This window comes from Iodobacter sp., assembly GCF_025352645.1.
Taxonomy (GTDB): Bacteria; Pseudomonadota; Gammaproteobacteria; order Burkholderiales; family Chitinibacteraceae; genus Iodobacter.
Genome location: NZ_JANXSO010000174.1, coordinates 1 through 20,420, shown reverse-complemented (window position 1 = coordinate 20,420; position 20,420 = coordinate 1). Strand labels below are relative to the sequence as shown.

General features: G+C 49.4%; 19 protein-coding genes and 1 riboswitch. Of the genes, 12 read left to right on the top strand and 7 right to left on the bottom strand.

The features are described 5' to 3' along the window. The 7 genes from Q0R17_RS19115 to Q0R17_RS19085 form a co-directional block, all read right to left on the bottom strand. Positions 1–1,383, bottom strand: a 1,383-nt coding sequence (locus Q0R17_RS19115) for an alpha/beta hydrolase (RefSeq protein WP_293937984.1), incomplete at its 3' end; no start/stop codon positions are given. Positions 1,384–1,476: 93 nt separating this feature from the next. Next, positions 1,477–2,844 carry a 4Fe-4S binding protein gene (locus Q0R17_RS19110; RefSeq protein ID WP_293937982.1) on the bottom strand — a complete coding sequence of 456 codons (1,368 nt, stop codon included), beginning with the start codon at positions 2,842–2,844 and terminating at the stop codon, positions 1,477–1,479. Beyond that, positions 2,841–3,656, bottom strand: coding sequence for an FTR1 family protein (locus Q0R17_RS19105; RefSeq protein ID WP_293937980.1), 816 nt, complete (start codon positions 3,654–3,656; stop codon positions 2,841–2,843). Before Q0R17_RS19105 ends, Q0R17_RS19110 begins: the two co-directional genes overlap by 4 nt. Positions 3,657–4,173: 517 nt before the next feature. Continuing rightward, positions 4,174–4,494, bottom strand: a complete 321-nt coding sequence (locus Q0R17_RS19100) for a cupredoxin domain-containing protein (RefSeq protein WP_172476528.1) — start codon at positions 4,492–4,494, stop codon at positions 4,174–4,176. 123 nt (positions 4,495–4,617) lie between these two features. Then, positions 4,618–5,148 carry an iron transporter gene (locus tag Q0R17_RS19095; RefSeq protein WP_293937974.1) on the bottom strand — a complete coding sequence of 177 codons (531 nt, stop codon included), beginning with the start codon at positions 5,146–5,148 and terminating at the stop codon, positions 4,618–4,620. Between the two features lie 231 nt (positions 5,149–5,379). Next, positions 5,380–6,072: an N-acetylmuramate alpha-1-phosphate uridylyltransferase MurU gene (gene murU, locus Q0R17_RS19090; protein WP_293937972.1), complete on the bottom strand. Its 693-nt coding sequence runs from the start codon at positions 6,070–6,072 to the stop codon at positions 5,380–5,382. Next, positions 6,072–7,064 carry an aminoglycoside phosphotransferase family protein gene (locus Q0R17_RS19085; RefSeq protein ID WP_293937970.1) on the bottom strand — a complete coding sequence of 331 codons (993 nt, stop codon included), beginning with the start codon at positions 7,062–7,064 and terminating at the stop codon, positions 6,072–6,074. Before Q0R17_RS19085 ends, murU begins: the two co-directional genes overlap by 1 nt. A 59-nt stretch (positions 7,065–7,123) precedes the next feature. Here Q0R17_RS19085 and Q0R17_RS19080 point away from each other — a divergent pair, with 59 nt between their 5' ends. From Q0R17_RS19080 to Q0R17_RS19025, 12 genes are all read left to right on the top strand, one after another. After that, positions 7,124–9,283 (top strand): LPS-assembly protein LptD, encoded by a 2,160-nt coding sequence (locus Q0R17_RS19080; protein ID WP_293937968.1) that lies wholly within the window; start codon positions 7,124–7,126, stop codon positions 9,281–9,283. A gap of 4 nt (positions 9,284–9,287) precedes the next feature. Continuing rightward, a complete protein-coding gene (locus tag Q0R17_RS19075) occupies positions 9,288–10,580 on the top strand; it encodes a peptidylprolyl isomerase (RefSeq protein ID WP_293937966.1) in 1,293 nt (430 codons plus the stop codon). Beyond that, on the top strand, positions 10,573–11,559 hold the full coding sequence (gene pdxA / locus Q0R17_RS19070) for a 4-hydroxythreonine-4-phosphate dehydrogenase PdxA (protein ID WP_293937964.1): 987 nt from the start codon (positions 10,573–10,575) through the stop codon (positions 11,557–11,559). The genes Q0R17_RS19075 and pdxA overlap by 8 nt, the downstream gene beginning before the upstream one ends. 119 nt (positions 11,560–11,678) lie before the next feature. Next, positions 11,679–12,479, top strand: coding sequence for a 16S rRNA (adenine(1518)-N(6)/adenine(1519)-N(6))-dimethyltransferase RsmA (gene rsmA / locus Q0R17_RS19065; protein WP_293937962.1), 801 nt, complete (start codon positions 11,679–11,681; stop codon positions 12,477–12,479). A gap of 326 nt (positions 12,480–12,805) precedes the next feature. Further along, a complete protein-coding gene (locus Q0R17_RS19060; protein WP_293937986.1) occupies positions 12,806–13,546 on the top strand; it encodes an amino acid ABC transporter ATP-binding protein in 741 nt (246 codons plus the stop codon). A 139-nt stretch (positions 13,547–13,685) separates the two neighbouring features. Continuing rightward, on the top strand, positions 13,686–14,582 hold the full coding sequence (locus tag Q0R17_RS19055) for a glutamate/aspartate ABC transporter substrate-binding protein (RefSeq protein ID WP_293937960.1): 897 nt from the start codon (positions 13,686–13,688) through the stop codon (positions 14,580–14,582). Between the two features lie 71 nt (positions 14,583–14,653). Beyond that, positions 14,654–15,400 carry an amino acid ABC transporter permease gene (locus Q0R17_RS19050; protein WP_293937958.1) on the top strand — a complete coding sequence of 249 codons (747 nt, stop codon included), beginning with the start codon at positions 14,654–14,656 and terminating at the stop codon, positions 15,398–15,400. Between the two features lies 1 nt (position 15,401). Next, on the top strand, positions 15,402–16,067 hold the full coding sequence (locus Q0R17_RS19045) for an amino acid ABC transporter permease (RefSeq protein WP_293937957.1): 666 nt from the start codon (positions 15,402–15,404) through the stop codon (positions 16,065–16,067). Between the two features lie 78 nt (positions 16,068–16,145). Continuing rightward, entirely contained in the window at positions 16,146–16,874 is a 729-nt protein-coding gene (locus Q0R17_RS19040) for an amino acid ABC transporter ATP-binding protein (RefSeq protein WP_293937956.1), read from the top strand. 134 nt (positions 16,875–17,008) lie between these two features. Next, a riboswitch (cobalamin riboswitch) is annotated at positions 17,009–17,204 on the top strand. Between the two features lie 131 nt (positions 17,205–17,335). Beyond that, the gene (locus Q0R17_RS19035) at positions 17,336–19,219 is read left to right on the top strand and encodes a TonB-dependent receptor domain-containing protein (RefSeq protein ID WP_293937955.1); all 1,884 of its coding nucleotides are present in this window, start codon (positions 17,336–17,338) and stop codon (positions 19,217–19,219) included. Continuing rightward, positions 19,216–19,728: a bifunctional adenosylcobinamide kinase/adenosylcobinamide-phosphate guanylyltransferase gene (gene cobU / locus Q0R17_RS19030; protein WP_293937954.1), complete on the top strand. Its 513-nt coding sequence runs from the start codon at positions 19,216–19,218 to the stop codon at positions 19,726–19,728. Before Q0R17_RS19035 ends, cobU begins: the two co-directional genes overlap by 4 nt. Continuing rightward, the coding region (locus Q0R17_RS19025; RefSeq protein ID WP_293937953.1) for a cobalamin biosynthesis protein at positions 19,728–20,420 on the top strand (693 nt) is incomplete at its 3' end. The genes cobU and Q0R17_RS19025, both read left to right, overlap by 1 nt.

Here is a 20,420-nt window from a genome sequence, read left to right as displayed (position 1 = left end):
CGCGCCCACCATAAAGAGTGGCTGCTTAATTTGGCCTAAGTCTATTTTTTGCCCGCAGATTTCTAAAGCATCAGGCTGAACCAGTTTATTTTTCCAATATAACTCGCGCAAATAGGTGCGATGCATTTTCATTGGCATACGAGTGGAATCCATATTCCAATATAAAACATCAAATTCACTCGGCGTTTGGCCTAGTAGGTAATTATCCACCCAGTAATTCCAGATTAGGCTATTGGAGCGCAGCATTCTGAATGAGGCAGCCATATCTTTGCCATCCAGATAGCCTTTTTTCTCCATCACGCTATCAATAAAATCGAGGCCTTCTTCATCCAAAAAGACTTCGATATCACCTGGGTATTCAAAATCAGTTAGCGTGGTGAGTAAGGTTGCGGAAACCACCGGCACTTTGCCCGGCATCTGCCGATTTGCCCACGCCAGATAAGTTGCCACCAGCGTGCCTCCCAAGCAATAGCCAAGCAAATGCACCTGCTCGCTGCCGCTGATTTCTTGCGCTACTTTAATAATTTGCGCCACGCCATCGCTTAAATAATCATCAAAAGCCACATCGCGCATGCTGCCATCGGGGTTTTTCCAGCTAGTAATAAATACGGAGAAACCTTGGTCAGTTAGATACTTCACCAAGCTTTTTTTCTCATTAATATCAAGGATGTAATACTTATTAATCCAAGGGGAAACCAGCACCAACGGCACACTGTGCACCGTGTGCGTAGTGGCTTCATAATGCAACACTTCCAGCAAGCGGCCGCGATACACCACCGCTCCCGCCGTGGTGGCTAGGTTTTCACCCACCTTAAACGCGTTCATATCAGTCATGCTGATATCACCACGTGCTTTATCTTCCTTAAAGTTTTTAAACCCCGCGACTAGGCTTTCACCGTTGGTACTTAATGCCTTGGCAATGGCCACGGGATTAGTCAGTAAGAAATTGGTTGGCGCTGCGGCATTGAGCACTTGCCGCAGCCAAAATGCACTACGGTTTCTTTCGTGCTCGCCCATATCAGGCGTGGCGTAGAGCGTATCTTGCAGCCAATGGGTATTGAGCAAATACCACTCTTTAATGCCATCCCAAAAAGGGTTATCGCTCCAGATGGGGTCGGCAAAACGCACGTCTTCTGGATGAGGCGGAAAAACATCGCTATCCGCCTCGCCCCAAAAGCGCCGCGCGGTAAAGGATTGCCATTTAGTGACGTCATTCACGTAACGAAACAGCACATTAGATAGGGCCTGTGGGTTTTGCAACCACGCTTGCTGCGCTTTGCGCGAGCTGGCCATCAGGCCAAAAGGATCGGTCGACTGCCTTAATTTGTGCTGTAAATCGGCATAACGCTGTGATTGTTCTGCAAAAAAATTTAAATCTGACATCGCCGTCCCCTTAAGATCGTTCTTCCAGCTTAGGTTGCGGTGCAGCAGAACTCAATGTGTAAGATCAAAGAGCCTGCTGTTTTTTCAGACGACTCAAGCCCAAACAAAAAACAATAAGACCCAAGCCCAGCCATATAAAGCCAAGCCTAAACTTGCCAATGCCAACGCACCTAAACGTGGCCACCATTGCAGCGTACGTTGGCTAGCCAAACGCCAAAATAATCTAAGCGACCATAACAAAGCCATACTTAATAACACTGCTCTGGCGGTAGGTGCCCATGCTGTTGCCACGCCTTCATGCTTAAGTAAATTAACCGTAAGCGCCGACAAGCCTAAAAACACGCCACAAGCCGCAGCAGGGATAAAGGATTGAGTCAGCTTATGCACGCTTAAAGCATCTCGCTTGGGCAAAATCCAATCTGCCAGCTTTAAACACAGATACAGGCTACCGCCCAAAAACAACATGCTGCAGCCAATATAGGCCACGATCAGACCGCCATCTAGCCAAGAGAAACTATCGTTCACCTCAGGGTAATGCGTCAGAATCCACCACGGCGCATTGGCTTCTAGCGGCCAGAAAATATCGTGGTTTACCAGCCACTCCGCTATCAGCTGCTTGGCCTCAACCAACCACGGGCTTGCTGTCCACTGAAACGCTCCCACCGCCAGCCCCATCAGGCCAAATAAGATCAGCACGGTTTCCCAGCCGCTACCCTTGGCAACTTGGGTGATTTCGGCTTCTGGAGAGCGCACGCTCAAGGCAATTGCGCCGCGATAATCACTGCAACGCCCGCACATATGGCATTCGGTAGCGCCCTGCATATTGCGCATCGGCACGAGCGGCGCGCAGTTAACCGGAATCACTTTCTGCTGCGGTGTTTTCCAAGCGCCCACATCCACCTTGTAATGCCAAGGAGCCAACTTGGCTAACAGGTTAAACACGCCATTCACTGGGCAGAGATAACGGCACCACACCCGCTTGCTGCGCCCATACCAATAACCCACTCCCAGCGCCCCCACCGTTGATCCGCCCAGCACCAACATCGCCGCCAGCGGATATTGGTAAACACTCAGCAGCTGGCCGTAGACGGTGGTACAGGCGAAAGCCACAAAGGGCCAACCCTGCCAGCGTATCCAGCGGGGGATAGGATGATTGCGCCCGCGCTCACTGGCCCATTCTGTCAGCATGCCTTCCGGACAAAACCAGCCACACCAGACACGGCCCATCAGCAGCATGGAGATCAGCACAAACGGCCACCAAATCCCCCAAAATGCAAACTGCGCAAAAATCACCAGATGATTAAAAACCCGCGCGCTTTCATCAGGCAAGCTGACCATGGTGGGGACAATCAGCAGAAATAAATAAAAGAACACCACTACCCATTGCAGCTTGCGCAGCCAATGCGCGTGGTCCCTTAAAAAGTTACCGAACTGAGCGGTACGCGAATTCAAAATAGTCATTGCCCTGTACGACTCACGCGGCGCAGCAGCCAAGTGCTTGCAATCCAATAACTACTCCAAATCACCAGCAAAGATAAAGCGGGGTGCGAACGATAGCCTGCAAAATCGGCCAGTAATTTACCCACGCCCATACTTTCATCTAGCCAAGCCGAGCTATCCCAAAGCGGATCAATCATCGCAGGCAAAACACCCATGCCAATCAAATGCTCTACTCCTGAATTCAACATTGCACCAGCCAGAAGCAAGAGCAAGATTTCAGTAATCTTAAAAAACCAACGCCAAGAAATATATTTGCCGCCCAATTGCAAAAGCTGGAAGGTTGCCAAGGCCGCCACAAAACCACCTAGGCCCGCCAGCGCAAGCGATCCACCATTGCTGCTACCGGCCACGCTGCCGTATAAAAACACCACGGTTTCACTGCCTTCCCGCGCCACAGCGAGCGCCACCAAAAACAGCAAGCCCCACCAGTTTTTCTCCGCCGCATTACTGGCAAGGCCGCCTTCTAATTCACGCTTAAGACTGCGACCATTTTTACGCATCCACACCACCATCTGCACAATCAGCGCAGCAGCCACTAAGGGCATCGCAGCCTGGAAATACTCCTGCGCCGTATCATCCAGCCAACTGGAAACACCCAATAGCGTCAGCGCCAGCAAGCCCGACAACACCAAACCAAGGCCCACACCGCCCCAGAGATAGGCCATACCCCGCTGGCCCGCCACCGGATTGGCGCGCAACCACGCATATAAAATCCCCACCACCAGCAGCGCTTCTACACTTTCACGCCAGACAATAAATGCGACTTGTTCCATAGTCTTTAACCTTTAAAAAATTGCAACAACATATAAGACAAAAACCTAAATCTTGAACCACGGAGGACACGGAGAAAAACAGGTTTTGAATTAAGGCGTTTTTATAAGGTTTTAAGTATTTTCAAACCCTTTGTAACCCAAAACTTCCCTCTATCGTGGCACGGGGCTTTAATCCCCCTTGAAGCCGCGACACGAGGAATAAGCGGCTCGGGGTTTCGGAAAAGGGGTAGCGGGCTTGCTCCCGAGCAGCCTTTTTCGCCGAGCCGATTATCCGCAGCGAGAGGCTTTCGTGTTTTTGAGGTTGCGGTTTTGCTTACTTTCTTGGCCGTTCAAGAAAGTGAGTCCCTGCGGGGACGCCCGCACCTAAATTAACGTGCCGAAGGCATTAATAAAAAAGGCTTTTGACTTTGGTTAGCACATATGGGATGAAACCCGCGTATTTTTCAGCATGGCTCGCGGGTTGCACCCACCCTACGAAAAAAATTTCGCTTACCTTGATAGAGTTGGATTTGAGCCCTTACTTCACCACAATCACACCCCGCGCCTGCGGGTGGAAATCATCAAAGAAAATATATTCACCCGCCGATACGCCCTGAATCACCACGAAGGATTCAACGCCGGGGGCGAGGACTTTTTCTTTGCGCAGCGGCAGGCTTTCAAACTCAGCCGGCGACTTGCCCTTATTCACTAAAATCAGCTTGAATTTGGTTTTTGCAGGTGCCTCAATGCGCGTTGGCGTGACCTTGCCATCGTTTAGCTCCACCCTAAAAGTCAGCAAATCATCGGCACTCGCCATCAGGCTGCATGTACTTAACAAAGCCACCACAATACGTCGCATAAAAACTCCATCCCATAAACCAACAAAAATTTAAGCCACAAGAAAGCACAAAGCCCCCAGCCAGCAGCCTGTTGAACTGAATATCAGTCGGCTGCAAAGCTGAGGGCCTTGAATCAGGCGATATTAATAACCGCCCTTTTTGCCTGTTCCGGCATAGGTAAATTCATAGTTCAGATCAAAAGGCTTAAACCAAGGCGCAACGCCGGTTTCCTTATCCACATGACGGCCAAAGTGCGCGTGTGGGTTTTCGGATGGCGGCAAGATGGTGTATTTCAGTTTGTACTTACCTGGGCCTTCCAGCTTGATATTGTCGCCATAATGCGGGCCGTCGCTCGCTACCATGGCCATAAAATCGCCCTTGATGATATTCTTGCTACCCACTTTTTGCAGCTCGTACTTAATCAGTAAATACGGCATCCATTCGCCTTCACCGAAGCCATTTGGATTACCTTTAGCGGCGTGAATATCGGCTTCAAGGTGGATATCCGAAGCTTCCGCCTTACGCATCATGCCATCCGGCTCCATTTTAACCGGCTGCAAATAAACCGCCGCCAACTCCATGCCATTTTTAATCGTAGGCTTACCAATTGGATATTCTGCAGCGTAGGCTTGAGCAGACAGCGCCAGCGCAATCGCAGGGACCAGATATTTCATAAACACACCTTTATGCTAAGGAAAAACAGCGATATATATCGTACTCATCCTTGAATACGAACCACTATCAATATTATTCCTATCGCTGTAACTTAAAAAGGTTCTATTTACGATGAAAGCAGGTAAATGCGTTTTTTTGATCTAAATCAAAAAACGCACAGCGATTACAGGCCGGTAAGGCCCCGTCGCTGTGCTAAATAAATACACGGGGCGGGAGTATCCGATATTTATTTAAGCCAAACCCGCCTTAAGCATGGCATCTGCCTGATTCAGCCTTTCCACCGTCCCCACATCCAGCCACAGCCCAGAAAATGACTCGGCCTGCAACTGAGACTTTTCCATGCTGCCCATAAGCGAAGGAAGGAGCGCTGCGGCTTGCCCAGCAACAATGTCTGCAAAAAACGCAGGGCGATAAACCGCCACGCCTGCAAACGTCATGGCCTGATCGCCCTCTTCGCATAGCGTTGCCTTGCCATGGGCATTAATCGCCAAATCACGGCCAGTAGGGTAATCCGCTTTTTTTACCATGACTAAATGCCCTAGGTTTTCATCCAAATTTTGAGCAATCGTTGGCAACCTAGCAAAATCATAGTCAGTAAAAATATCACCATTGATCACGGCAAACGGCTCATCCCCCAATAGCGGCAAAGCCTTGGCAATCCCCCCCGCTGTTTCCAGCGCGGTTTCTTCGGCTGAATACCGGATATTTACGCCGTAGCTACTGCCGTCACCTAGGCGCTCTTCTATCATGGCACCCAGCCAAGCGTGGTTGATCACTACATCGGTAATCCCAGCCTTAGCAAGACGGCGTAAATGCCAGACTATGAGCGGTGTGCCACCGACTTCTAGCAAGGGTTTAGGACAGGTATCGGTAAAGGGACGCATCCGCTCACCACGCCCTGCGGCAAGAATCATCGCTTTCATCAGAAAGTAAACCCTGTGGCCACCGGCTCGCCGTGCAGATTAAGCAGCAAACGTCCCAGCGGGGTTAACTCGCTATAACGCAAGCAAACTTTGCGCACATATTCAAATACGCGGGGGATGTCGGCCTGATATTGCTCTTTGCCATCACGCGCTTTCAGCCGAGCAAACAGGCCCAAAATTTTAAGGTGGCGCTGCAGGCCTTGCCATTCAAAGGCACGGTAAAAATCGCCAAAGTCTTCATGCACTGGCAAGCCGGCGGCACGTGCTTGCTCCCAGTAGCGGATAGCTAAATCGAGCACAAAGCTCTCATCCCAAGCGAGATAAGCGTCTTTTAGCAGCGAGACTAAATCGTAAGTGATCGGGCCAAGTACCGCATCCTGAAAATCGATCAGGCGCAGTGCATCGTCTTGCACCATGATATTTCTAGAGTGAAAATCACGATGCATAAATAAGGTGGGCTGGCTCAGATTATTTGCCACAATCAGCGCGCAACTACGCTCCCAAACCGCCAAATCTTTACCTTCCAGCACCACGCCATACTGATGGCCAAAATACCATTCGCGGCAAATATCCATTTCACGTTGCATAAATGCGCCATCAAATGGGGCCAACTGCTCGGCAGGGGTGTTGACTTGCATTTGCACCAACAGCGCGATTGCTTGGCGGTAATAATTGGCCGCGTTATCTGCATTGATCAGGCTGGCAAGCGTTTGAGTGCCCAAGTCTTCCAGCAGTACCCAGCCTTGCGCTAAGTTTTGCGCCAGCACCACAGGTACCGGCAAGCCAGCGCTGGCAAGGCGTTGCTGCTGCTGCAAGAAAGGCTGGCAGTCAAAAACATCAGGCAAGGCATCCATAATAATCAGGCTGCGATCGCTAAAAACAGCGCGCCAATAACAGCGAACACTGGCATCAACGGCAGCCATTTCTAAGGAAAGTGGAGCCTCACCAAGGGTTTCGGTCAACCAGCAATGAAGTGAATCTGTTCTAGTCATAGTCGTAAGTGCCAGCAATGCAGTAGAATCTGCGGATTCTATCAGCTCCTGATGGCCGCATGTCCGCGCCCCACATACCATTTCATTTTCGTCTTACCGTTCTCGCCGCTGCACTCTATTGTGCAATGGCGCATTCGGCCGAGCCTATGCCTATTGAAGTCGAGGCCGACAACGTCGTCGGCACAGCCCAAGGGCAGACTGAGGCAAAAGGCAATGTTCAACTTCACCGAGGCGATCTTGATGTAAACGCTGAATGGGCCAAATTCGATCACAAGACCAATCGCGTCACTGCGGGTGACCAAGTCGAAATGACGCGCCAAGGGGACGTGCTAAAAGGTAATCAGCTGGATTACCTGCTAGATACCAAATATGGCTCGCTGACCCAGCCTGATTACGCGATGGCGCAAGGCTTGGGCCGTGGCGATGCCGTAAAATTATTATTTGAAGGCGATGATAAATATCGCCTATCAGACGGCCGTTTTACCACTTGCCAACCTGGTGACAATGCGTGGTTTTTACATGCGAATGAGCTAGAACTGGATTACACCACCAATAAGGGCATCGCCCATAGTGCGTGGTTGGAATTCAAAGGCGCGCCGATTATGTATATGCCGTGGATGAATTTTCCACTCAATAGCAATCGGCAAACTGGCTTTTTAGCGCCCTCATTTAGCACCAATAACCGTAATGGCTTTGAGTTTTCCACGCCGTTTTACTGGAATATCGCCCCTAATTACGATTTCACGCTAACGCCGCGCTATATGTCGCGCCGCGGGATAATGCTGGGCGGCGAGTTTCGCTATCTGAAGCCCGATTACGCTGGCACGCTTAAAGTAGAGGGGCTGAGCAGTGATGCAGTCTCTGGCTCTGATCGCAGCAGTATTGTATTTCAGCACCAACAAGCGCTGACAGAACGCCTGTCGCTAAGTTTAAATGTACAAAAAGTATCGGATAACGATTACTTTAACGATTTTGGTGACCGCTTAAGTGTGGCCTCCCAAACCAACCTACCGCGTGAAGCCGTGCTCAGTTATCGCGGAGACAACTGGCAGGCTTTTGGTCGCTGGCAGCGCTTCCAAACCATCCAAAGCACCACCAACCCGGTGGATGAGCCTTACGCTCGCGTGCCGCAACTGGGGTTTTCGGCCAATCCAGAGTGGATTCCTGGCCTGCAGCTCAGTATTGCAGGGGAAGCCACCGAGTTTAATCACTCGACCAAAATCAATGGCACCCGTGTTTGGGCCAAGCCTGAAGTAAGCATGCCGTTTAATAACTCCTATGGGTTTATTAAACCCAAACTGAGCGTGCACGCATCCAGCTATCAATTACGTGCCAATGGCGCTAATCAGCTCGACAGCACAGAAAACCGCGTTGTGCCGATTTTTAGCGTCGATAGCGGCCTTTACTTTGAAAAAGAAAGCCAGCTATGGGGCGAGGACTACACGCAAACCTTAGAGCCGCGTGCTTACTATGCCTACGTGCCTTATAGAGACCAATCTAAGCTACCTAACTTTGACTCGGCCATTACTGATTTTTCATTTGCCCAAATGTTTTCGGAAAACCAGTTTTCGGGCAATGATCGTATCAACGACGCGAATCAACTGACTTTAGCGCTTTCATCTCGGCTCTATGAATCCTCCACAGGGATTGAGCGCGTTCGAGCCACCATCGGCCAGCGTTTTTACTTTACCGAGCAAAGAGTAACCTTAGATGCGCCAGGCCGCCCAGATGAAACCACCACTTCAGATTTATTACTCTCTGTAAGCGGCCAAGTATGGCGTGATTTTATGCTGGGCTACAGCCTGCAATACAATGCCAAGGACGATCGCACCATTCGCTCCGATGTTAACCTTGGCTGGAGCCCAGGGGCTTTCCGTGCTTTAAATATGCGCTATGTGATCAACAGTAATAGCAATATTGAGCAACTGGATTTCTCTGGCCAATGGCCACTTGGGGGAGGATGGTATGCCATTGGCCGTGCCAACTATTCCCTACGTGACAACAAGGCTTTGGAAACTCTAGGTGGTGTTGAATATAATGCAGGCTGCTGGGCCTTACGCTTTGCGGCCCAACGCTACATTACCAATGACGGCACATTCAATACCAACTTCTTTGCCCTACTCGAATTGGGCGGGCTAGGTGGTTTAGGCAGCAATCCAATCGATGTGCTTCGCCAAACTATTCCTGGTTACACCGATACCTACAGCAAGGTCTACTGATTATATGAAGCTGCGCCACGTTTCCCGCGCCTTAGCGCTCGTTGCCCTGATCGGCACTGCCCATATTGCCTCGGCATCCATTCAAACCATTGACCGCATTGTTGCCGTGGTCAATAAAAGTGCGATTACCCAGCAAGAATTGGATGCGCGGATTAGCAGCATTCAAAAAAACATGGCCAGCCAGCAAATCACACCACCCTCGCCTAGCGTACTGAAACAGCAGGTTTTAGATCGGATGATTTTAGAGCTAGTGCAAGTTCAATACGCCGACCAAATCGGCATTCGTATTGATGATAGCCAACTAGAACGTGCGATTGGCCGTATGGCTGAGCAAAACAAAATGTCCTTGCCGCAGTTCCGTGAAACGCTGGCCAAGCAAGGCACGAGCTGGAAATCATTTCGTGAAGATATTCGCCGCGAAATCACTCTTAGCCGCTTAAGAGAGCGCGAAATCGATAACCGTATTGTTATTGGCGATAGCGAAATCGACGAATACCTCAAGCTTAATCACGGCAAAGAGCAGCAAGAGTTTCGCTTAGCGCATATTTTGATTCCGCTGCCAGAAAACGCTAGCCCAGAGCAAATTGCCGCCAAGCGCACCCGTGCCCTCGCTGCAGTCAAAGAAATTGAATCAGGCAAAGACTTTGCCTCTATCGCGGCGGTTTACTCCAGCGCGCCGGATGCCACTAGTGGCGGTAGTCTAGGCTGGCGCGCGGCTGGCTCACTGCCTCCTGCCTTTACGCAGCTACTAGAAAAACTAAAACCAGGTGAAATCACCGACTTGGTACGCAGCCCAGGCGGCTTTCACATTGTGAAACTGTTAGAAAAACGCAGCCAAGAACAAAAAACGATTGTTGAGCAAACTCACGCACGGCACATCTTGATTCGCACTAACGAGCTTGTTTCTGAAAATGATGCACGCCAACGCCTCAACCAGCTGGTAGATCGCCTAAAAAATGGTAGCAAGTTTGAAGAACTCGCCCGCCTCTATTCCGATGATGGCAGCGCCAGCAAGGGCGGTGACTTAGGCTGGCTCACCCCAGGCGAAACCGTGCCAGAGTTTGAAAACGCAATGAACGCACTCAAGCCCAATGAAACCAGCGGTGTGATTCAATCGCCGTTTGGCTTGCATATTATTCAAGTGCTGGAACGCCGCTCTAAAGACATGACCGTAGAGCGTGAGCGTTTCCGTGTACGCAATGAATTAAAACAGCGCAAGAGCGAAGAACAATTTGAAGACTGGATCCGCCAGCAACGTGACCGTGCCTTTGTGGATCTTCGTTTAAAGGATGAGTAAGCCCTTACGCATCGCCATTACTAGCGGCGAGCCCGCTGGTATTGGCCCAGAAATCTCGGCCATGCTGGCAGCAGGTGCGCCACTTGCTTGCCAGCTAGTGATTCTTTGCGATAAGAACCTGCTGCAACAAAGGGCAGAGCAATGCCAGATCAGCAGCAATTGGCCGGATTACTCGCCAGATAGCAAGGCCGCCGTCTGCGTTTTACATATCCCACTGCGCGCTGAATGCCACGCAGGCCAGCTCAATGCAGGCAATGCCCGTTATGTGCTCGATATTTTGGATAGAGCCAGCGCTGGCTGCCTAAGCGGTGAATTTGCCGCTATGGTGACGGCCCCTATTCACAAAGGGGTGATCAATGAAGGCGCAGCCTTAGGGCGTTTTTTCTATGGGCATACCGAATACCTTGCAGAGCTAAGCCACACTCCCCATGTGGTGATGATGTTGGCCTGTAGCGAAATGCGTGTGGCACTCGCCACCACGCATTTACCGCTGAAAGACGTGGCCGCCGCCATCACCGCCGAATCGCTCAGCACCACACTGCGTATTTTGCATAGCGATCTACAAACTAAATTTGGCATTGCTCAGCCGCGTATTATTGTGGCGGGGCTAAATCCGCACGCGGGTGAATCTGGGCATTTAGGCATGGAAGAGGTAGAAATTATCTCGCCAGTACTGGAAGCGCTCAGGCTGGAGGGTATGACGCTAATCGGGCCATTGCCCGCAGATACCCTATTTAATCGTAATATCCTCGCCTCTGGCGATGCCGTGCTGGCGATGTACCACGATCAAGGCCTACCCGTACTCAAATACGCGAGCTTTGGATCAGGCATCAATATCACCCTTGGCCTACCGATTATTCGTACCTCTGTGGATCACGGCACCGCCCTTGATCTGGCAGGCAAAGGCAGTGCCGATGCAGGTAGCTTACTTGCCGCCACTCAGTTGGCAATGGAGCTAGCAAGCGCCAGCCAAGACTGATTATTTTATGGGGCGGCTAAAATTGCCCCCTCGTGTTTTTTACTTCGGCGGGCTGTCCCGCCAAACCCATCAAACTATGCGTTCACGTTTTATGATTTGAGCGCTGCTGGAAATAATGAATGGCTTCTTCGCATATCCCCCGTAAACGTTTCGGGCAAAATTTTTTACAAGACCAAAGCGTGATCAACGACATCATCAACTCCGTCAGCCCCAAAAAAGGCGATGTACTCGTTGAGATTGGCCCCGGCCTTGCCGCGCTCACCATACCGCTGATGGATCGTACCGACATCTTGCATGTGGTAGAGATCGACCGCGATATTGTGGCGCATTTATCCGAAAAGTTTTCCCCAGAAAAACTAGTGATCCACAATGTGGATGCACTGAACTTTGATTTTGGCGCTTTGGCGGCCCAAATCGCCCCTGGTAGCAAAATTCGCCTGATCGGCAATTTGCCTTACAATATTTCCACCCCGCTGCTGTTTCATCTAGCTAGCTTTGGTGAGTCTATTTTTGACATGCACTTTATGCTGCAAAAAGAAGTGGTCGATCGCATGGTGGCAGAGCCTTCCACCTCAGACTACGGCCGCCTCAGCATTATGTTGCAGTATCGTTTTAATATGGAACGCGTATTCGACGTGCCACCGGAGGCCTTTTTCCCACCGCCCAAAGTTGATTCATCCATCGTGCGTATGGTGCCTTGGGCAACGCTGCCTAGCGTTGCGACCCATTACGAGCACCTGCAGAAACTGGTGGCGCAAAGCTTTGGTCAACGCCGTAAAACACTGCGTAATAACGTAAAAAGCCTTGTAAGCGATGCCGAGCTAGAAGCCCTAGCGATTCCCCCAGGCTGCCGCCCTGAAAACGTCACGCTTGAGCAATATGTGGCGCTCAGCAATTACCTAGTTGCAGCAGGCCGATAATTTGTCTGACGGGTTTCACCCCATGTGCGCCAACAAAAAAATAATGATATTAATCAGCTAATTAAACATAAACCCACAGAGATCCACAGAGATCCACAGAGAAAATAAAGCCCTGTATTGAGCCTTTCTCTGTGTCCTCTGTGCCCTCACTCTCTCTGTGGTTCAAGGTTTGGCGCTATTTCATACACGGTTAAGATTCTATGTAATTTTAGTTAGCGCATATGGTGTTTCACCCGCCCAAACGTCAGCCTAGGGTTTCCCCGCCTTGCCAACACCACCCAATACTTAACAGAATTAGGCCTCTTGTCATGACCCAATCCAAGCCGATGATCAAATTTAATCATGTAAATAAATGGTATGGCCGTGACCACCACGTGCTAAAAGATATCAGCCTTGAAGTTAAACAAGGCGAGGTTGTCGTGGTTTGCGGCCCATCTGGCTCGGGTAAATCCACCCTCATTCGCACCATCAACCAGCTAGAGCCCGTCAACGACGGTGAAATCTGGATTGGCGACGTGCAAGTCACCAGCCCTAAAACCGACATCAATAAGCTACGTGCCGAAGTGGGATTTGTATTTCAGCACTTTAATCTCTACCCGCATTTATCCGTGCTAGAAAACATCACACTTGCCCCAATTCAAGTAAAAGGCATGAGTAAGGCTGACGCCGAAGCACAGGCGCTCACCCTGCTCGAACGCGTGGGTCTTTCAGATAAAAAACACGCTTACCCATCTAACTTATCGGGTGGGCAGCAGCAGCGGGTGGCCATTGCCCGTGGCCTAGCCATGAACCCAAAAGTCATGCTGTTTGACGAGCCGACCTCTGCGCTCGACCCAGAAATGATCGGTGAAGTGTTGCAGGTTATGAAAACCTTGGCCGAATCCGGCATGACCATGATGGTGGTTACGCACGAAATGGGCTTTGCCCGCGAAGTGGCAGACCGCGTATTATTCCTTGATCAAGGTGTGGTTTTAGAAGACGCTCATCCAGAAACCTTCTTTACCAACCCGCAGCACGACAGAGCAAAGCAATTTCTACGTCAGATTTTAGCGCCTATGCAGCAGTAATATATGTAAGCAATAATAAAAACGGCCCCTTGTGGGCCGTTTTGTTTGAAACACTAAGGATTATCCCCACAGGTCTTATTTTTTCAGCATGCCTATACTGAAAGCAATACAGATCCCCCGCTATTGATGGAGAACACTCATGAAGAAATTGTTGCTTGTTTTGGCTGTATCGACTCTTTTTACCGCAACAGCGCAAGCTGAAGAATTAAACGGTACATTAAAAAAGATTAAAGAAACAAAAACTTTGGTGCTAGGCCATCGCGACTCATCCATTCCCTTCTCCTATCTAGACAATAGCCAACGCCCAATTGGGTACTCGGTTGAAGTAGCAAATCACATTGCAGAAGCCATCAAGAAAAAACTCAATATGCCATTTATTGAAGTTCGCTATAACCTAGTGACTTCACAAACACGTATCCCATTAGTACAAAATGGTACGGTTGATTTGGAATGTGGCTCTACTACCAATAACGTAGAGCGCCAAAAGCAAGTTGCATTCTCTAACGGTATTTTTGAAATTGGTACACGTTTACTCACCAATAAAAAATCTGGCGTTAAAGACTTTGCCGATTTAGCTGGTAAAAACGTGGTGACCACCGCCGGTACTACTTCAGAACGTCTGATTAAAAAGATGAATGAAGAAAAGAAAATGAATATGAATATCATCAGTGCTAAGGATCATGGCGAATCCTTCCTGATGCTGGAATCCAATCGTGCAGCGGCCTTTATGATGGACGATGCGTTGTTGGCTGGTGAAATTGCTAAAGCCAAATCACCAGCAGATTGGGCTATTGTCGGTACAGCCCAATCCAATGAAATCTATGGCTGCATGCTGCGTAAAGATGATCCACAGTTTAAAAAACTGGTTGACGATTCCATCGTTGATCTTTACAAGAGCGGCCGTATCAAAGCCGTTTATGCACGCTGGTTTACCCAACCAATTCCGCCAAAAAACTTAAATCTTAATTTCCCAATGAGCGAAGATCTAAAAAAATTGATCGCTAGCCCAACAGATAAATCCGCAGAACAGATGTAAAAGGCCGATTTTATTAAGCCAAAAACATCAGGGAGGCTTTAGGGCCTCCCTGATACCTTCGGAGACAGCGTATGAATTACAACTGGGATTGGGGCGTTTTTTTTAAGCCCACCGGTATCGGTAGTGAAGTTTATTTAGATTGGTTTATTTCTGGTCTTGGCTGGACACTTGCACTGGCTTTATCAGCATGGATTATTGCACTCATTTTAGGCACGATAATGGGCGTGGCACGCACACTACCCAATCGCTGGGTTTCTGGTTTTGCCAGTGCCTATGTAGAGCTATTTCGCAATATTCCACTACTCGTGCAATTGTTTATTTGGTATTTCTTAGTGCCAGATTTTCTGCCTGAATCACTACAAATTTGGTTTAAACAAGATATTAAACCATCCACATCGGCTTTTATCAGCGTCGTAGTTTGCTTGGGTTTATTTACCTCGGCACGGGTTTGTGAACAGGTTCGCACCGGTATTCAAGCTCTACCTAAAGGGCAAGTTAATGCAGGATATGCACTGGGTTTAAATATTGCTCAGACTTATCGCCACGTATTATTGCCGCAAGCCTTTCGCATTATTATTCCACCACTCACTTCAGAGTTCTTAAACGTATTTAAAAATTCATCCGTTGCCTCCTTAATTGGACTCATGGAATTACTGGCACAAACCAAACAAACGGCTGAATTTACCGCTAATTTGTTTGAAGCCTTTACCCTAGCCACCATTATTTATTTCACGCTCAATATGAGCTTGATGATGTTTATGCGCTGGGTAGAAAAGAAAACCAGCGTGCCTGGCCTCATGTCGCTGGGGGGGAAATAAAATGGATTTATCTAATATTGTTCCAGCCCTGCCTGGCCTTATTGAAGGCATGATTCTTACGCTGGAACTGCTGTTTTTTGCAGTATTAGGTGGCGTGGCCCTAGGTACTTTGTTGGCATTAGCACGTATGTCGAGCAATCCAGTTTTATCCAAACTGGCTGGTTTTTATGTAAATTATTTCCGTTCCATCCCACTACTCTTGGTCATCACTTGGTTTTACTTTATGGTGCCCTTTATTATTGGCTGGGTTACCGGAAGACCCACCCCCATTGGTGCGTTTACCTCCTGTTTAATCGCTTTTATGATGTTTGAAGCGGCTTATTACTGCGAAATTGTGCGGGCAGGTATTCAAGCGATATCAAAAGGCCAAGCCAATGCCGCCTATGCTTTGGGGATGAATTACAGCCAAGCCATGCGCTTAATTATTTTGCCGCAAGCATTTAGAAAAATGATGCCCTTGCTGCTGATGCAAAGCATTATCTTGTTTCAAGATACATCCTTAGTTTATGCCGTTGGCCTGATGGATTTCCTTAATACCGCCCGCTCTAAAGGCGATATTGTTGGCCAGCCGCATGAATTTTTACTACTTGCTGGTGCGGTTTACTTCCTGATTAGCTTTAGTGCATCCATGATTGTGAAGCGTTTGCAGAAAAAACTTGCAGTATGATTACCGGTAAAACGGTAGCGTTACCCATACACTCGCTGGCGCCATGCTTCAGCACCGTTTGCAAAAGAGGTTAGCAGTATGATTTCAATTCAGAACGTCAATAAATGGTACGGTAGCTTTCAAGTACTGACCGACTGCAGCACCGAAGTAAAAAAAGGGGAAGTGATTGTAGTTTGCGGGCCATCTGGCTCAGGCAAATCTACGCTCATTAAGTGTGTTAATGGCTTGGAGCCCTTTCAGTCAGGCAAGATTTTGATCGGCGACACTTCGGTGGGCGATCCTAAAACTGATTTGCCTAAATTGCGCTCTAAAGTGGGCATGGTGTTCCAAAACTTTGAGCTATTTCCTCACCTATCCATCACCGACAACCTCTGCCTTGCCCAGCAACGCGTACTAGGCCGCAGCATGGATGAAGCGATGGAAAAAGGTCTAAAACTACTCGATCGCGTAGGCCTAAAAGCCCAAGCTAACAAATATCCAGGGCAGCTTTCGGGTGGACAGCAGCAGCGCGTTGCTATCGCCCGCGCCCTCGCCATGGACCCCATCGCCATGCTGTTTGACGAGCCCACTTCAGCGCTTGATCCAGAAATGGTTAATGAAGTGCTGGATGTAATGGTTGAGCTGGCTCACGAAGGCATGACCATGATGTGCGTGACCCACGAAATGGGTTTTGCCCGTAAAGTGGCCACCCGCGTGATCTTTATGGACCAAGGCCATATTGTGGAAGACGCCAGCAAAGACGAGTTCTTTAACCAAACCCGCTCCGAGCGTGCTCAGCAGTTTTTATCGAAAATTTTGCAGCACTAAACGACAAAACACTCATCAACGCCACGCTCTTTGCGTGGCGTTTTTTTTGCTGTGCCCAGCCATATTCCAAATACTTACCAAAACTAAAATGAATATGTTTTAAAGCCGAAAGGCAAGGAATGACAAGGAGGTATACAATCCCGCCTTTATAAGGTGCTCAACACGAGTGAAACGGGAAACAGGTTTAAATCCTGTGCTGCCCCTGCAACGGTAAGCAAGTCAAAACGCATCAATGCCACTTTCTTATTAATAGAAAGGAAGGCGATATGTTTACTCTATAACAAGAGCAACTTGCCAGCCCGGAGACCGGCCTTAAACCTTTGCCACCGGCAAAGGCAACCAACGCGCGGCAGGGTGCACGAAGCGGGTGAGATTCATCGCGCTTATCTGCCATGCATCATCTCCTGCTCCCCTTGCTGCTATCGCGCCACACAGCGGGTGTGGCAATCAGGAGAGATGAAATGTTATTCCGTATCACCCCATTTGTACTAACTAGCCTTGCAGCAAGCCTCTGTGTTCATGCTGAAACAATTCAGCTGCCAGCCGTTGTCACCACTGCCGCTCGCCTGCCGCAAACGACCAAAGAAGTCATTGGCGATGTGACCGTTATCGATCAAAAAGCCATTCAAACCGCAGGTACTATTAGCCTACCAGAGCTACTGGCACGCCAGCCTGGCGTACAGATATCAAGCAATGGTGGAGCAGGTAAAGCGACCAGCATTTATTTACGCGGCAATAGCGCCCAACACACCTTGGTACTGATTGATGGTGTGCGAATTGGCTCTGCCACATTAGGCACAGCAGCGCTGCAACATATTCCACTTAGCCAGATCGATCGGATTGAAGTACTACGCGGGCCCGCTGCCAGCCTCTATGGTTCGGATGCCATCGGTGGTGTGATTCAAATTTTTACCAAAGAGGGTAAAAAGGGCTTCCATCCACAAGTTGAACTTGGCTATGGCAGCAATAACACCATCAGTGCCAGCGCTGGCATTTCAGGGGGAAATGACGATACTCGCTATGCACTCAATCTGGCGCACTTCAAAACAGATGGCATCAGCTCAATCAGCAATCCTAAAAACCCTGGCTATTTTGATGATAAAGATGGCTACGAAAACAACAGCGTTTCTTTATCGCTAAAGCACCGTATTAATGAAGATCACGAGTTGGGAGTCAATCTTTTACAAGCTTGGGGTAAAAATCAGCTGGATGGTTATGTCAGTGATTCAAACTACGTTGCACGCGCACAAAGCTATGATTATCGTGATGAAACCCAGAACGGCAGCGCCAGCATCTGGAGCAAAAACAAGCTAACAGCCCACTGGAATAGCCTCTTAAACTTGGCTTACAGCATCGATGATAATAAGAACTTCACCCCACGTGCATTCAACGACTACCACGATAAAGTCAGTCAGATCAAAACAGCACAGACTCAGTTGTCATGGATGAATGACTTTGAAACCCAAGCGGGCACTTGGCAGCTAGGGGCTGAAACTTTAGAGCAAAAAGTCAGCGGCGATCAGCAATACGATAAAGAGCATCGCCGCATTAACAGCCTGCAAGCTGGCTACTTAGGGCACCTCGATATTTTATCGGTGCAATTAAACGTACGCAGCGATGACAACTCTTTGCTAGGCCGTAAAAACACCGGTAGCGCAGCCTTTGCTTTAGAGTTAACTGATGCTTGGCAAGTCGGTACAACATTTGGTACCGCATTTAAAGCGCCAACATTTAATGATTTATATTGGCCAAACTTAGGCAACCCAAATCTGTTGCCTGAAGAATCAATCAATAAAGAAATATTTGTTCGCTTCAATGGTAAAGAAATCAGTTCATCTTTAACTGTTTATAAAAACCGAGTATCAAATCTTATTCAATGGGCTCCAGCACCAACCGCTGCAGACCCTTACAGATGGCTTCCATCCAATGTGGCTCAGGCCGAGCTGCAAGGCGTAACGCTTGCCGCAGACTGGCAAGCTAATGGCATACTGGCTGGTTTTAGCTATGACTACCTGAATGCAAGCGATGAATCCAACGGGGCAAACAGGGGCAATGAACTAGCCCGCCGTGCTAAATACTCCGGCACGGCTTACGCTGGACTCACCCTTAACGCATGGACGCTACGTGCCGAAATCCAAGCACAGAGCAAGCGTTTTGACGACCCAGCCAATAAAAAACAACTGGCAGGCTATGCGCTGACCAATCTCTCCGCTAACTGGCAAGTCAATAAAGAATGGTCTTTGCAAGCACGTGTGAACAATGTATTTGATACCGAGTACGAGCAAGTAAAAGACTATGGCACACAAGGTATTAACGCCATGCTCAACTTACGTGGGCAATATTGAGCACCGAGCTTATCTTAGGCGGGGCGCGTAGCGGCAAAAGCAGTTACGCGCTGGCAAAAGCACTGGCCCACGACGGGCCGGTGTTTTGGCTGGCCACCGCTCAGGCTTTTGACAAGGAAATGCAGGAACGCATCCTGCGGCACAAGGCCGAGCGCCCCGCACATTGGCAAACGCTAGAAGCACCTCTGCAACTGGCGGACGCACTCACACAAAGCCAAGATCAATTTTGTGTGATCGATTGCCTCACGCTCTGGTTATCCAACTGGCTTTGTCTGGAGGATATGGCGGGCTGGGCAACAGAAAAACAGGCCTTTATCGCCGCCGCTGCCGCACACCAAGGCACGCTCTTATTGGTCAGCAATGAAGTGGGATTTGGCATTGTGCCTGATAATCCCTTGGCCCGATTATTTAGGGACGAGGCTGGCCGCTTGCATCAGGATATCGCCAAACAGGCCGCAAATGTCACGCTGATTGTCGCCGGAATACCTATGCCGGTGAAGCGCGGCTGATGCTAAATCTAAGCTTCGCTCACTGGCTATTCGCCTTCGCCCTTGGCCTGCTGCTGGAACTTTGCTTGGGCGAGCCTAAACGCTTTCACCCACTGGTGGGCTTTGGCTGGCTAGCAGCCAAGCTGGAGCGGTGCTTTAATCTGGCTGGCCGCTTGCAGGTAAGCAACAGCCCCCTCCCCCCAGAAAACCGTCATCCCCAAATGTTTTTATCGGGAATCCAGAACCACCGCTGGATTCCCGCCTTCGCGGGAATGACGAAGTTTTGGCAAGCCTTAAATATTTGTCGAGGCGCGCTGGCGTGGCTTTTACTCATAGGCACATCACTCGCCGTCTTTGCCTTGTTAAAGCACTTACTAGGCTGGTGGGCCGACGCTTTAGCGCTGTGGTTTTCCCTTGGCGCACGCAGCCTGTTTGAACATGTTCGGGCCATCGCCAAGCCATTAAGCACCGGCGACTTAATCACAGCACGGCTGGCCCTTAGCCGTATTGTCAGCCGCAATTGCACAGAATTAGACAACACAGGCATTGCCAAAGCGGGCCTTGAATCCACCTTAGAAAACGGCGCAGATGCGATTTTTGCCAGCCTGTTTTTCTTTGCTCTGTTTGGTGGCTACGGGGTGCTGCTGCACCGGCTGGCCAATACGCTGGATGCCATGTGGGGCTATAAAACCGCGCGTTTACTTCACTTTGGC

What these genes read in the sequence shown, in the direction of transcription:
- Q0R17_RS19055 (WP_293937960.1), top strand. Translation starts at nt 13,686, where the DNA reads ATGAAGAAATTGTTGCTTGTTTTGGCTGTATCGACTCTTTTTACCGCA.
- pdxA (WP_293937964.1), top strand. Translation starts at nt 10,573, where the DNA reads ATGAGTAAGCCCTTACGCATCGCCATTACTAGCGGCGAGCCCGCTGGT.
- Q0R17_RS19080 (WP_293937968.1), top strand. Translation starts at nt 7,124, where the DNA reads ATGTCCGCGCCCCACATACCATTTCATTTTCGTCTTACCGTTCTCGCC.
- Q0R17_RS19085 (WP_293937970.1), bottom strand. Translation starts at nt 7,064, where the DNA reads ATGACTAGAACAGATTCACTTCATTGCTGGTTGACCGAAACCCTTGGT.
- Q0R17_RS19040 (WP_293937956.1), top strand. Translation starts at nt 16,146, where the DNA reads ATGATTTCAATTCAGAACGTCAATAAATGGTACGGTAGCTTTCAAGTA.
- Q0R17_RS19045 (WP_293937957.1), top strand. Translation starts at nt 15,402, where the DNA reads ATGGATTTATCTAATATTGTTCCAGCCCTGCCTGGCCTTATTGAAGGC.
- murU (WP_293937972.1), bottom strand. Translation starts at nt 6,072, where the DNA reads ATGAAAGCGATGATTCTTGCCGCAGGGCGTGGTGAGCGGATGCGTCCC.
- Q0R17_RS19075 (WP_293937966.1), top strand. Translation starts at nt 9,288, where the DNA reads ATGAAGCTGCGCCACGTTTCCCGCGCCTTAGCGCTCGTTGCCCTGATC.
- Q0R17_RS19060 (WP_293937986.1), top strand. Translation starts at nt 12,806, where the DNA reads ATGATCAAATTTAATCATGTAAATAAATGGTATGGCCGTGACCACCAC.
- Q0R17_RS19050 (WP_293937958.1), top strand. Translation starts at nt 14,654, where the DNA reads ATGAATTACAACTGGGATTGGGGCGTTTTTTTTAAGCCCACCGGTATC.
- Q0R17_RS19095 (WP_293937974.1), bottom strand. Translation starts at nt 5,148, where the DNA reads ATGAAATATCTGGTCCCTGCGATTGCGCTGGCGCTGTCTGCTCAAGCC.
- rsmA (WP_293937962.1), top strand. Translation starts at nt 11,679, where the DNA reads ATGGCTTCTTCGCATATCCCCCGTAAACGTTTCGGGCAAAATTTTTTA.
- Q0R17_RS19105 (WP_293937980.1), bottom strand. Translation starts at nt 3,656, where the DNA reads ATGGAACAAGTCGCATTTATTGTCTGGCGTGAAAGTGTAGAAGCGCTG.
- Q0R17_RS19110 (WP_293937982.1), bottom strand. Translation starts at nt 2,844, where the DNA reads ATGACTATTTTGAATTCGCGTACCGCTCAGTTCGGTAACTTTTTAAGG.
- Q0R17_RS19100 (WP_172476528.1), bottom strand. Translation starts at nt 4,494, where the DNA reads ATGCGACGTATTGTGGTGGCTTTGTTAAGTACATGCAGCCTGATGGCG.
- Q0R17_RS19035 (WP_293937955.1), top strand. Translation starts at nt 17,336, where the DNA reads ATGTTATTCCGTATCACCCCATTTGTACTAACTAGCCTTGCAGCAAGC.